This is a genomic window from Lactobacillus sp. (assembly GCF_051873315.1).
Classification (GTDB): Bacteria; Bacillota; Bacilli; order Lactobacillales; family Lactobacillaceae; genus Lactobacillus.
On sequence record NZ_JBJEES010000066.1, the window covers coordinates 25760 to 38075 of the forward strand.

The following is a 12316-nucleotide window of genomic DNA, read 5'->3' on the forward strand; positions in this document are numbered from 1 at the left end:
AGGAGGAATTTATGCAGAAAGTAGTGGCTATCGTCGGGCCGACTGCCGTGGGCAAGACCAGCCTGGCCATCGAGCTGGCCAAGAAATTGGACGGGGAAATCGTCTCTGGCGACTCCATGCAGATCTACAAAGAAGTAGCCATCGGCACGGCCAAGGCCAGCCCGGAAGAGCAGGCAGAAGTCAAACACTACCTGGTGGATGCCCATTCGGTCTTTGAAGACTTTTCCGTTAAAAATTTCGTCGATGAGGCCCGGTCAGCTATCGGCGAGATCGCGGGGAAAGGCAAATTGCCCATCATCGCGGGCGGTACCGGCTTTTACGTCAATGCCTTGTTAAACGACATGCAGCTGGGCGACAAGGAAGAAGAAGCAGCTAGCGTGGACCCGGAATGGGAGGATTTTTTAGCAGCTAACGGCCCCCAGGCCTTGTGGGATGAATTAAACAGGAAAGACCCCGAAGCAGCCAAAAAGATTCCTGTGGCTAACAGCCGAAGAAGCCTTAGGGCACTTAGCGTGATTAGCCGGACGGGCGGGCTTTTTTCCAAGCAGCAGGCAGAAATCAAGCCCCGCTATGACTACTTGATCATCGGCTTAAACAGTGACCGGGATGCCATCTACCAGCGGATCAACCAGCGAGTGGATTTGATGATGGAGGCCGGGCTTTTAGAAGAGGCCTGCTTTGTCTACGACAACCGGGCAGGTGAGCACCAGGTCCTGCAGGCCATCGGCTATAAGGAATTTTTCCCTTATTTTGCAGGCGAGGCCAGCCTGGAAAGCTGCGTGACCGCCCTTAAGACGGCTTCAAGGCGCTATGCCAAGCGGCAATTGACCTACTTTAGAAACAAGCTGCCGGTTGAGTGGTATGACCCCTTGACCGACCCAAACTGCGCCAATAGAATTGCTGTCAGAATAGAAGAATGGATGAAGGAAGAAAAATGAAAAAATTACCAGAAGAATTAAAGGCAATCCTGGCCGAAGTTGACCAGGAAATCGCACCCCGCCTGCGGGAAATCGACGACCAGGTGGTCTATAACCAGGAGAAGGTTTTGAGGGCCTTTGTTGACCACCAGGTGGCTGAAGCTGACCTGAAGGGGACCAACGGCTACGGGGACGATGACATTGGCAGAGAGAAGCTGGAAGCTATCTACGCCCAGGTTTTTCACACTGAAGACGCCCTGGTCCGGCCTCAGTTCGTTTCCGGCACCCACACTTTAGCCGTGGCATTAGATGGGAACCTTTTGCCTGGCGAAACTTTGACCTACTTGACCGGGATGCCGTATGACACCATGCAGCAGGTAATCGGCTTGGCCCCGAAGAAGCGGGGGACCTTGATCCAAAAAGGGATCAACTTCTCTTACGTGCCTTTAAACAGTGAAGGCGGGGTCGACTATGAGGAAGCTGAGAAGGTCCTTAAGCGCGACCAGCCCCATATCGTGGTCATCCAGCGGTCTCGTGGCTATGATACCCGGCAGAGCTACACGGTTGACCAGATTAAGAAAATGACCGCTTTTGTCAAACAGGTCAGCCCGGAGAGCTTAGTCTTCGTCGACAACTGCTATGGGGAATTTTCCGAAAAGCATGAGCCGACCGAATACGGGGTAGACTTCATGGCTGGCTCCTTGATCAAAAACGCTGGCGGCGGGATCGCCCAGACTGGCGGCTATATCGTCGGCAAAGAAGAACTGGTTGAAAACGCGGCTATCCGCTTGACGGCGCCAGGGATTGGCAAGGAAGAAGGGGCCACCTTGACCAACATGCACGAATTCTATGAAGGCTTTTTCTTGGCTCCGCACACGACTGGTGAAGCCATCAAAGGGATGATCTTCTCAGCAGCCCTTTTGGAAAAGATGGGCTGTGAAGTAACGCCTAAGTGGGATGAGCCGCGGACTGACCTCATTCAGACGATTATCTTCAACGATCAGGAAAAGATGATCAATTTCACCAAAGAAGTACAGAAAAATTCGCCAATTGACTCCTTCGTTGAGCCGATCCCAAGCGACATGCCAGGTTACGAAGATAAAGTCATCATGGCCGCCGGCAATTTCGTCTCTGGTTCGACCATGGAATTCTCTGCAGATGGCCCTATCCGGCCGCCTTATGCCCTCTACATGCAAGGTGGTCTAACTTATGCTCACGATAGAATAGCGGTTACAAATGCCGTAAATCATTTGTTTTTTAAGTAAAAGTAACAAAAGACTTTTTTTATTAAAAAAGTCTTTAGACCAATTTGACCTCAGGCGGTCAGAGTGGTATCTTTAAAGCATCGATTAGCACAGAGCCAATTGATTAGTTGATCGTAAATTTATTCTTGATTTTTAAAGGTGAGAACATGAGCAAGGTATTTACTGAAGAAGAAATCCGTAAAGATGTAGAAGAGAAGAACGTTCGCTTTTTGCGTCTGGCCTTCACTGACATTAACGGCACGCTGAAGAACTTGGAAGTTCCAGTCAGCCAATTGGACGACGTTTTGGGCAACCAAACCCGCTTTGACGGTTCATCAATCGACGGCTTCGTTCGTCTGGAAGAAAGTGACATGGTTCTGTACCCAGACCTGTCAACTTGGTCAGTTCTGCCATGGACGACTGTTGAAGAAGGCACCATCGGCCGCCTGGTCTGCTCAGTCCACAACGTAGACGGCACTCCATTTGAAGGTGACCCACGCAACAACTTGAAGAAGGTTGTTGCTGAAATGAAGGAAATGGGCTTCTCCGACTTCGAAATCGGTTTTGAAGCTGAATTCTTCCTCTTCAAGGAAGGCAAGAACGGGGAAGAAACTACTGAAGTTTCTGACCACAGCTCATACTTCGACATGGCTTCTGAAGACGAAGGCGCCAAGTGCCGCCGGGAAATCGTTGAAACTTTGGAAAAGCTGGGCTTCCGCGTAGAAGCTGCCCACCACGAAGTTGGCGACGGCCAGCAAGAAATCGACTTCCGCTTCGACAACGCTTTGGCAACTGCCGACAAGCTGCAAACTTTCAAGATGGTTGTCAAGACTATCGCCCGCAAGTACCACCTGTACGCAAGCTTCATGGCTAAGCCAGTTGAAGGTTTGGCCGGCAACGGGATGCACACCAACATGTCCCTCTTCAAGGACGGCAAGAACGCCTTCTACGACAAGGATGGCCAATACCACCTGTCAACTACTGCCTTGACTTTCTTGAACGGGATTTTGGAACACGCCCGCGCTATTACCTGCGTGGCTAACCCAACTGTCAACTCATACAAGCGGCTGATCCCAGGCTTTGAAGCTCCAGTTTACATCTCATGGGCAAGCCGGAACCGGTCACCAATGGTCCGGATTCCTAACGCCAACGAAGTCGGCACCCGTCTGGAAATGCGGTCAGCTGACCCAACTGCCAACCCATACCTGCTTCTGTCAGCCTGCCTGAAGGCTGGTTTGACCGGGATCAAGGAAGGCAAGCTGCCAATGGCACCTGTAACTTCCAACCTGTTCGAAATGACTGACGACGAACGCAAGGAACTGGGCATCAAGCCATTGCCATCAACCTTGCACAACGCCATCAAGGCATTTAAGGAAGACGAAGTCATCAAGTCTGCCTTCAGCGAACACATTGTTGACAGCTTCCTGGAAATGAAGGAAACTGAATGGGCTCTGTACACTCAATCAGTTTCAGAATGGGAAGTAAAGCGCTACTTCAACTACTAAAATTCAGAATACGATATTTATCATTGACTAATCAGAAAGTCTGCCTTTTGGGCAGGCTTTTTTTCTTATGAAGAAATCAGACTTAATTATCTTAAGCAAGGCAGGCTTTTGCTAGCGCTTTATTGCTGAATTATAGAAAAAAGGCAAAGAGATTTTTGCCAGCCTTAGCGAAGAAGGGCGAAATATGGTAAAATCTAATTTGTTTTTAAGCAAAAATCATTATAATTGATTAAGACTAAAGAAGGTTATATAGTGAGCAGCAAGAGCGCAAGTGTTTCCCCGGCCAAAGCCGGGCGGATGGAGCAGGAAAAGGGCAAGTCAATTTATTCCAAAGATGTCATCTTGGTTATGACTGCCTCCTTCCTGTTTTTGTTCGGGACCATGTTCAACAATCCTTTGATCAACGGCTATGCTGAAAGCCTGGGGGCCAGCAGCATTTTAGCCGGGGTGATCGTGGGGATCATGAGCTTCGCGGCCATGTTTCTCCGGCCAATTGCCGGCAACTTGACTGACAAGTTCTCCAAGTACCAGCTGTCTTTTATTGGCGGGGTGCTGATTCTTATCGGGATCGTGGGTTATATTGTTTCGCCTAACGGGGAGCTCTTGCTCTTATTCAGAATCATCAACGGGACTGGCTTCGTTCTTTGTACCGTCTGCATGACCACCTGGATCGCCTTCTTGGTTCCCCGTCAGCACGTCGGGGCGGCTATGGGCTTGTACGGGCTGATGAATGCTTTGGCCATGTCCATTGCCCCGGCTATTTCAATCAACCTCTACAAAGTGATTGGCTACCGGGAAACCATGATGCTGCCAGCCGCGGCAACTTTGATCATGATCATCATCATCCAGTTCGTCGGCAACCGGGCTGTCCCAAGTCCCCGGCAAAAAGAAAAGAAGCAGTTCAAGCTGATTTCCGTCAACGCTTTGCCGGTAGCACTTTTGACGACCTGCTTCGGCATCCCTTACTTCGTCACCCAGGCTGACATCGTGACTTACGTGGCCAAGATGCATATGCCAGTGGCGGTAGGGAGCTACTTCTTCATTTACGCCATTGTCCTGCTTTTGATCCGGACTTTCCTCAAGAATTACTTTGACACGGTCCGCTTTGGGGTCTGGTTCTGGCTGAGCCTGGTGGCTACGGCCATCTACCTGGTCCTTTTAGCCTACATGAACAGCAACTGGATGATGGCCCTGGGGGCAGCCGGGATGGCAATCGGCTACGGCTTGATCTACTCCGTCCTGCAGTCAACGGCCCTGCTTTTGTCACCGGCCAATGAACAGGGCTTGGGCAGCTCCACCTTTTACCTGGGTCTGGACATCGCCATGGCCTTTGGGCCAATGCTGGCTGGGGTCGTGGCCAAGGCTCTGCCGGGCCGCTGGTTCTATTTAATCCAGCTGATCGTGGTACCGCTGGCTTTGATCGTTTACCTGGTTTGGCGCAAGCGCCTCAACGGGGCAATTGATAAGCATTAAGTGTAAATATTTGAAAATATCAAAAGCCAGCCGTCAGGCTGGTTTTTCTTTTACCCGATAATTGGCTATAATGAAAGATAGCGTAAATTTTTTGGAAGGAAGACAGCGATAATGGAAATCGAGAAATTGAAGGCAGACTACGTGAATTGGGTGGCCGGGCAGACGGTTTTTAACCCTTGGTCAGACACGGTTGTCCAAGTGGAAAACGAATTGGTCGATGCATATGGCCGCAAGCCTTTTGTCCTGGTTGAAAAAAATGGAGACGAGTACACGGTGACCGATGACGGGAGCCTCATGTACAAGTACAACCCCATGGAAGAAAACGAGGACTTGAACGAGTACGCGGCCGGGATGGTCATGGATGCCGGTTTTGACTTTGACGAAGATCATGCCGTGATTGAGCAGACGGTCAGTGAAGAAACCCTGCCTGGCGCTATCAATGCCTTGATGCAGCTGGAAATCATGATTTCCTTTATTGCATAAAAGTAAGGAGGAAGAAGAAAAAAGCATGGATTCTTTAGATGAAACCGGCAAGCGGAAATATATTTCCTGGCCGGTGATCGCCCTGATGGACTTCGTGACCGTGATTGGTTTCGATGATATCATCTACAACTTTCAAAACCAGGGCCTGGCTGTCGTCAGTGACTGGATTTTGCTCTTGGTCTTGTTCGTCATTCCTTATGAAATGATGGTCGGCCACCTGGGCAGCGTTTTTGCCAAAGAAGGGGGCGGCCTGTCCTCCTGGATCCGGCACACTTCCGGTGACCGGATGGGCTATATTACGGCTTGGTGCTACTGGGTGGTATCCTTGCCTTACCTGGTTGACGTGGCTAACTCAACCGTTATTTCATTTGCCTGGCTCTTTAAGGGGCGGGCGCTGGATGATAAGGAAATGTCCAACTGGGTCTTTGCCTTGTTCACGGCTTTGATCTTCGTGGTTTTCATCTTCTTCCAGCACAAGTTTGCCAACTCCCTGCAATGGCTGTCCATTATCGGGGGCGGGGCCATGTTTGTGATGACGATTCTTTTTGTCATTATGACCTTTGCCTACCTGGGCGAGGGGCGGCCGGTAGCGACCCAGCCCTTCCACTTCAAGAACTTCCTGCCGACCTTTGACATGAAGTTCATGATGTCCCTGGGCCTCTTGATTTTTGCCATGAACGGCAGCGAATTCGTCGCCCCTTATGTCAATGAAATGAAAAATGGTCCCCGGGACTTCCCGAAAGCCATGTACATGCTGGCCGCGATGACTGGCTTTTTGACCATCTTCGGTTCCTTCAGTTTAGGCGTTTTCTTTAACGCCCACAAATTGCCGGATGACTTGAAGATGAATGGGTCCTATTACGCCTTTCAGGCCATGGGGGAAAAGTTTGGCATGGGCAACTTCTTCTTGTATGCCTTTATCATCACCCAGGCTTTATACATGCTGGCCCAGCTGGCGGTACTGGTCGACGGCGGTGCCCGGATTTTCCTGTCTGACACGGCCAAGCAGTACCTGCCAAAGCAATTAACCAAGGTGGACAAGAACGGCCTGCCAATCAACGGCTACTGGTTGACGACCTTCATTTGCTCAGTTTTGCTCTTCTTGAGCTCAACTCTGCCAACGGTCAACGATATCTTCAACCAGCTTTTGAACTTGAACGGGATCGTATCACCTTATGTGACTGGCCTGCTTTTCTGGGCCTTCATCAAGGTGCGGACGCATGAAGAAGACTACCCGTCAGCTTACGTCTACATCAAGAACCGGAAGTTTGCCATCTTTGTTGGCTGGTGGTGCTTGATCGTGACCTTGACCGGGGCCACCTTCGGGATTGTGCCGATCGACGCCAAGTTCGGGACGGCTAAGTGGACCCACATGCTGATCTTGAACATCGTTGAACCCCTCTTCATGATCGGCTTGGGCGTAATTTTGCCGCTCATTGCCAAGTGGCAGAGAAAGCGCGACGGAGAAGAAGCGTAGTAAACTATTTTATGTTTTTAGGCAAAAGAAAAAGAGAAGCGATGTGCTTCTCTTTTTTGCTTGCAATTAATATTATCTATTCATTTATTTTGTAACTGCCTATTCAAGCAATTTTGCTTCCTTGAGCAATTCTTCCAGCCAAGTGCCTTGGACCTTCTTCAGTGCCCCCTTGACCGCGATCTTAGGCAGCGGCAGGTCCATCTGGTCGATTGGCTTCTTGTCGTTTAAGTAGTAGGTTGCCTTCAAAAGCTCCCGGATGTCGTAGACTGAGTCAAAGACTTCCGGTACCCCGCGGTCAACGTTAAGCAGGGTGTAGACAGCTTCCATGGCGGTCCGGACTGAGTATTCAGTGGTGAAGACCGTGTCTCTGGTCGGAGATTCAGCGAAGTTGCCGATGAAGGCCAGGTTGACTGAACCAGCTGGTACGACTGCCGGCCGGTCGCCCTTCTTCCGCATTTGGAAGTAAGCGGTGATGTAAGGCATGTAAACTGGAACAGTGTTGACATAGTCATCGCCGGCGTACTTCTTGATCAAATCGTCTGGCACGCCCAGGTGGTAGAGGAGTTCTTCAGTAATTTCTTCACCAGTGCAGTCTACGACCCGCTTCTTGATGTAATTGCCTGGCGTGTCTGAGTAAAGGGCGTAGATCCACACAACGGTTTCGTTTTCCTTCTGGTCCTTGAAGTGCGGCTGACGGTGAATAGTGAAGGAGAGCATCCAGTTGGAGTCAGTGACAGTGATGATCCCGCCGGTGTTGACCCGGTGCTGGTGGATGTCCCGCTTGGTCAAACGTTCGAAGTATGGCTCCAGAGTAGCATCTTTCATGGTCATGGTCGCGGAAACGAACCAAGCTCTTTCAGGGATGTTTTCGCAGAAAACTTCCGGGTGGCCAAAGGCTTCGTCTTGCTCAGCCAGGTTCTGCCATAATTTCCAGGAGCCGCCCAGCTTGTGGGTGATTGGCGCTGGAGTGTGGTGGGTGCCGTAGGTTGAGCTTTCAACGATTGACCCGTTGGTAACGTAAACCAGGTCGTCCGGGGTCAAGTCGATTTCCTGGTGTTCCCCGTCTCTGGTAAGGATCAGCTTCTTGGCCAGCTTTTCACCATTGCTGGTATCAACTACGACGTTCTCTACTTGCGTGTTGTAGCAGATATCAACGTCATGGCTTTCCAGGTAGGCCAAAAGCGGCTTGGTCATAGATTCATACTGGTTGTACTTGTTGAACTTCAAGGCTGACAGGTCCGGCAAGCCGTCGATGTGGTGGATGAAACGCATCGCGTAGCGGCGCATTTCAATGACTGAGTGCCACTTTTCAAAGGCAAACATGGTTGCCCAGTAAGCCCAGAAGTTGGTCTCAAAGAATTCATCAGAGAAGAAATCTTCAATTGAGATTCCTTCCAGCTTGTCTTCCGGAGTCATGACCAGCTTGACGATTTCCCCGGCGCACTTGCCCAGGCCGTACTGGCCATCAGTTGGCACCCGGTCGCCTCTGTGGTGGATCAGGCGGCAGTTGGATGAGTTAGGGTCATCCTTGTCCAGCCAGGCGTATTCGTCCAGGTAGGAAGCACCAGGAATTTCCAAAGATGGAATTGACCGGTACATGTCCCAAAGACATTCAAAGTGATTTTCCATTTCCCGGCCGCCCCGGATGATGTAGCCGTATTCCGGCCGCTTGATCCCGTCCAGGGACCCTCCGGCCAGGGCTTCTTCTTCAAGCAAGTGAATCTTCTTGCCATCCATGTGCCCGTCGCGGATCATGAAAACGCAGGCAGCTAAGCCAGCCAGGCCGCCCCCGATGACATAAGCGCTCTTCTTGTCAGCGTCTTTTGGCTTTCTAGCGTCAGTAAATGCTTCGTAATTACCGTTTGAATAATACATCTCATTCACCTCATGTACTTGCTAACTGTTTTCTGATATTTTTTCCTTTTTCACCTTGCATTCTAGCATTTATCAAAAGCGCTTTCAAATAAATTTTTCCTTAAAGAACTGGGTACAGGTATAGAAAATGGCGATTGGATAAGAAAAATTAAGTTGAAGCAGAAGGGCGAGAAAAAGCTTTCAAGTTGCCGGGGAAATTTGTTATCATGGAATGATGCAGATTAAGGATTGGAGAGGATATTGTATATGAAGCGGTTGAAAAGCCTGGCTTTTATCTATGCAAGTATATTTAGTTTGCTGATTGGTTTAGGAGCAGGGATTTTTTTGACAATTTCCAGCGAATTGATTTCCCTTTTCTGGTCTAAGCGAATCTTGGCCCATCCGGGTCTCTTGCTGCTCCAGTGCCTCTTGTTTGGCCTGGTGATTGGCCTATTGCAGCTGAAGGTGGGGGCCTATCCCAAGACGATCAAGCAAATCCTGGCTGAATTCCAGGAAACCGGGAAGGTAACAGGAGCCAGCTGGCGGACCTGGGTCAACGGGACGGTTATTCTGGCTGGCGGGGCCAGCGTGGGGCCGGAAGCTTCCATGACAGGGATTATTGCCCGCCAGTCAAGCGCCATGGGCCAGCAGTTAACCAACTACTTGACTGACCCGGACCTGCCCCAAGCGTCTTTTAAAGAACAGTTTTTAGCCTTGTTCAGACCTTTTTCTCCGGCAGAAGGGCCTTTAAAAGATGTTTTTGCCAAGAAGTGGCGGCAGAAGGTCAGCTATACTATCTGGACCTGCCTGGGCATTTGCAGCTTTGCCATGTGGCTGAAGGCTTTCCCGGAAGCCAAGGTCTTCCAGATTGGCTTGGCAAAGGTGGCCTGGACCTGGCAGGGAATCCTGCTGACTCCAGTGGCTTTTGCCTTGGGTCTGGCCTTTGGCAACTTCTTTTTGAAACTTGAAGAAATCGGGGCAAAATTGGGTGAGACGATACCAAATTACCTGCTCAAAGGGATGCTGGGCGGCCTCTTGCTGGGCATCGGTGGCCTTTTATCCAGCTACCTGCTCTGGTCCGGGGCCTTTACCATGTGGGACCTGGTTGACCAGGCGGCCAAATTAGGGCCGGCCTTTTTAATCAGCTTAGCCTTTGGCAAGTGCCTCTTGACCAACTTTGGCTTTGGTCTGGGCTGGAGAGGGGGAACCATCTTCCCGGCAATTTTTTGTTCAGTTGCTTTAGGGATGGGCCTGGCCTTGCTTTTGCCCTGGTCCCAAAATCTCCTGGTGGCTGTTTTGACCGCGGCCAGCGTGAGCGTGATTGTCGGCAAACCTAAGCTGGTAGCCCTTTTGCTGGTCTTCTTGTTCAGCCTTCGTCTGGCTCCGGTCATTATCCTGGTTTGCCTGTTGTGTGAGAAAATTCTCCAGAGCAAGCGACTATTTCCCCGGAAATAATTCCTTTGCAAGCCAGGCTTGCTTGTTTAAAGGCCAAAATTCTCCTAAGCTAAGAGTTGAAAGCAAAACAGAAAGAGGATGACTGATGAAATTTAGTGAACAGATCAAGAAACTCCGCCGGGACCAAGGCTTGACCCAGGAAGAATTAGCGGCCAAGGTCCATGTGACCCGGCAGGCAGTATCCAATTGGGAAAATGACAAGAATTTGCCCGATCTTGAAACTTTAATCGTCATCAGCCAGACCTTTCAGCTTTCTTTGGACGAACTGATTTTAGGAGGAACTGAAATGACTGACAAATTAATCAATGACGCAAGTGAAACCAAGCGGGCCAAGTTCAACTTCTGGTCGGCCTTGATCGGCGGAGGATTGATGCTAGTCGGCTTTATCTGCTTTTTGATCAAGGCCAATTCGGTAGAGTACGTGGACAAGCAAGGCTTTTTGCACGAAAACTTCTATCTTCTGCCGATTGGCTACCTCTTCTTGTTTTCCGGTTTGCTGGTGATTTTCGTCAGCGGGGTCAGCTACTTGTGCAAGTTGCATAAGCTGAGAAATAGTCAAAATTAATTTTGCCCAAAAGGATTGACAGACCCTGGCAAAAGTTTTAAGATTATGACAAATAGATTAACGGTTGCTGAGAAAAGATGAGTAACTGTTGGCAGCCTTCTACAGAGAACCGGGTTAGCTGAGAGCCGGCGAGGGCAAAGGCAGTGAAGATGGTCTTGGAGCATAAACAAATGGTGAGCTTAGGCAAGCCATTTGCGGGTAGCGCCCGGTATAGCGTTGGGCTTTCATTAGGAAGCTTTTGAGGGTTTGGCCGCGAGGCCAGACTGAAGAAGAGTGGTAACACGCTAGGCGCGTCTCTTGACTGACTGAGTCAGTTGGGGGCGCGCTTTTTTAGTGCCCGGCAATCGTGTTTTATCGTTTTCTGTTGTTTTAGTATCTGTTTTGATACTTGATTTGAATTGATTTTATTTTTGCTAGAGGGGAATTAGTTATGACTAAATTATCCGCACCATACCGTTACGACATTGTTGGCTCCTTCTTGCGGCCGCAGGAATTAAAGGATGCCCGGGCCAAGTTCAAGGCCGGGGAGTTGAGCAAGGAAGACTTGACCAAGGTGGAAGACAAGTGGATCAGCGACTTGGTTGAAAAGGAAAAGGCAGTGGGCCTGAAAGCCGTAACTGATGGTGAATTCCGCCGCAGCTGGTGGCACCTGGACTTCTTGTGGGGCCTTAAAGGCGTAATCAAGTACGACTACCAGCAAAGCTACAAGTTCCATGGGGCCAAGACCCGGACTGACAATGCGGAACTGGGCGGCAAGGTAGCTTACAACCCTGACCATCCATTCTTCGACCACTTCCTCTTTACCAAAAAGGCAGCTGGTGACGCGGTAGCCAAGCAGACCATCCCTTCACCAACCATGCTCTTCAGAGACAACCGGTCTGACAACTGGCCAGAATTCTATGCCAGCTGGGAAGACTATCTGGCTGACTTGGGCAAGGCCTACAATGAAACCATCAAGCACTTCTACGAACTTGGCTGCCGCTACCTGCAAATTGACGACACTACTTGGGCCTTTTTGATCAGCAAGCTCAATGAAAGCCAGGACAATCCAGAAGAACACGCCAAGTACGTCCACTTGGCGGAAAGCGCAGTGACGGTCATCAATGCGGCTTTGGAAGGCCTGCCGGAAGACTTGACGGTCACTACCCACATCTGCCGGGGCAACTTCAAGTCAACCTTCCTTTTCTCCGGTGGTTATGAACCAGTTGCTCCTTACCTGGCCCAATTGAACTATGACGGCTTTTTCCTGGAATACGACTCAGACAGATCAGGCGATTTGGCGCCAATTAAGCAGGTCTGGAACGGCCGGGAAAATGTCAAGATCGTCCTGGGCCTGGTAACTT

The 12316-nt window shown here is 50.2% G+C and carries 10 protein-coding genes; 9 read left to right on the forward strand and 1 reads right to left on the reverse strand.

Features of this window, described 5'->3' with window-relative positions:
* Positions 1-11 precede the first annotated feature (11 nt).
* From miaA to ACI32D_RS04235, 6 genes are all read left to right on the forward strand, one after another.
* Positions 12-938, forward strand: a complete 927-nt coding sequence (miaA, locus tag ACI32D_RS04210) for a tRNA (adenosine(37)-N6)-dimethylallyltransferase MiaA (protein WP_439775391.1) — start codon at positions 12-14, stop codon at positions 936-938.
* On the forward strand, positions 935-2182 hold the full coding sequence (locus ACI32D_RS04215; RefSeq protein ID WP_439775392.1) for an aminotransferase class I/II-fold pyridoxal phosphate-dependent enzyme: 1248 nt from the start codon (positions 935-937) through the stop codon (positions 2180-2182). Before miaA ends, ACI32D_RS04215 begins: the two co-directional genes overlap by 4 nt.
* A 146-nt stretch (positions 2183-2328) precedes the next feature.
* Entirely contained in the window at positions 2329-3666 is a 1338-nt protein-coding gene (gene glnA, locus ACI32D_RS04220; RefSeq protein ID WP_439775393.1) for a type I glutamate--ammonia ligase, read from the forward strand.
* Positions 3667-3918: 252 nt separating this feature from the next.
* Positions 3919-5139, forward strand: coding sequence for an MFS transporter (locus ACI32D_RS04225; RefSeq protein WP_439775394.1), 1221 nt, complete (start codon positions 3919-3921; stop codon positions 5137-5139).
* Positions 5140-5250: 111 nt separating this feature from the next.
* A complete protein-coding gene (locus ACI32D_RS04230) occupies positions 5251-5622 on the forward strand; it encodes a hypothetical protein (protein WP_439775395.1) in 372 nt (123 codons plus the stop codon).
* Between the two features lie 25 nt (positions 5623-5647).
* Entirely contained in the window at positions 5648-7099 is a 1452-nt protein-coding gene (locus ACI32D_RS04235) for an APC family permease (protein ID WP_439775396.1), read from the forward strand.
* A 99-nt stretch (positions 7100-7198) separates the two neighbouring features.
* Here the strand turns inward: ACI32D_RS04235 and ACI32D_RS04240 are convergent, their stop codons facing one another.
* The gene (locus ACI32D_RS04240; RefSeq protein ID WP_439775397.1) at positions 7199-8974 is read right to left on the reverse strand and encodes an oleate hydratase; all 1776 of its coding nucleotides are present in this window, start codon (positions 8972-8974) and stop codon (positions 7199-7201) included.
* Positions 8975-9220: 246 nt separating this feature from the next.
* On the opposite strand from ACI32D_RS04240, the gene ACI32D_RS04245 reads away from it, so the two are divergent.
* From ACI32D_RS04245 to ACI32D_RS04255, 3 genes are all read left to right on the forward strand, one after another.
* Entirely contained in the window at positions 9221-10408 is a 1188-nt protein-coding gene (locus ACI32D_RS04245) for a chloride channel protein (protein ID WP_439775398.1), read from the forward strand.
* An 85-nt stretch (positions 10409-10493) separates the two neighbouring features.
* Positions 10494-10973 (forward strand): helix-turn-helix domain-containing protein, encoded by a 480-nt coding sequence (locus tag ACI32D_RS04250; protein ID WP_439775399.1) that lies wholly within the window; start codon positions 10494-10496, stop codon positions 10971-10973.
* A 430-nt stretch (positions 10974-11403) separates the two neighbouring features.
* Positions 11404-12316: 5-methyltetrahydropteroyltriglutamate--homocysteine S-methyltransferase (locus ACI32D_RS04255; RefSeq protein ID WP_439775400.1), on the forward strand; the 913-nt coding region annotated here is incomplete at its 3' end.

Coding starts and splice junctions, on each gene's coding strand:
- miaA (WP_439775391.1), top strand. CDS start 12: ATGCAGAAAGTAGTGGCTATCGTCGGGCCGACTGCCGTGGGCAAGACC.
- ACI32D_RS04215 (WP_439775392.1), top strand. CDS start 935: ATGAAAAAATTACCAGAAGAATTAAAGGCAATCCTGGCCGAAGTTGAC.
- glnA (WP_439775393.1), top strand. CDS start 2,329: ATGAGCAAGGTATTTACTGAAGAAGAAATCCGTAAAGATGTAGAAGAG.
- ACI32D_RS04230 (WP_439775395.1), top strand. CDS start 5,251: ATGGAAATCGAGAAATTGAAGGCAGACTACGTGAATTGGGTGGCCGGG.
- ACI32D_RS04235 (WP_439775396.1), top strand. CDS start 5,648: ATGGATTCTTTAGATGAAACCGGCAAGCGGAAATATATTTCCTGGCCG.
- ACI32D_RS04240 (WP_439775397.1), bottom strand. CDS start 8,974: ATGTATTATTCAAACGGTAATTACGAAGCATTTACTGACGCTAGAAAG.
- ACI32D_RS04245 (WP_439775398.1), top strand. CDS start 9,221: ATGAAGCGGTTGAAAAGCCTGGCTTTTATCTATGCAAGTATATTTAGT.
- ACI32D_RS04250 (WP_439775399.1), top strand. CDS start 10,494: ATGAAATTTAGTGAACAGATCAAGAAACTCCGCCGGGACCAAGGCTTG.